This is a genomic window from Xanthovirga aplysinae (genome assembly GCF_009711365.1).
GTDB lineage: Bacteria > Bacteroidota > Bacteroidia > Cytophagales > Cyclobacteriaceae > Xanthovirga > Xanthovirga aplysinae.
In genome coordinates this window covers 530-847 of record NZ_SMMB01000250.1, presented here as the reverse complement: position 1 = coordinate 847, position 318 = coordinate 530, and the positions used below count along the sequence as shown (strand labels likewise).

General features: G+C 35.2%; 1 pseudogene. It reads right to left on the bottom strand.

Annotation, left to right across the window (positions count from 1 at the left end):
- Nucleotides 1-172 (bottom strand): annotated as a pseudogene (locus E1171_RS00605) (transposase); the annotation flags it as partial.
- Nucleotides 173-318 lie beyond the last annotated feature (146 nt).

The following is a 318-nucleotide window of genomic DNA, read 5'->3' as shown; positions in this document are numbered from 1 at the left end:
TGGTATGCCTGGAATGCTCCACTTGGCACATATTTTTCAATTCGTCATTAACATTTTCAATAACAAACCTTTTTCTCAACATTATTTTACCCTTCATTTCCATAAACACATTCTTCATTATGTTTCTGATGCTAGTGATTAAGTGGAGACCATCAATGAATAAAAGGTTGCTTTCGGCTAGGCCCGCTTACAATTTAGGGTTTTGTTGTAGCTCTTCTTTGGATCCAATTATGTGCTGGATCAGGCTAATATTCTGTTCATAAATAAAGACCTCTTGGGGAAGAGGCATAATGTTTTCAGTTAAGGAATTAATAACTT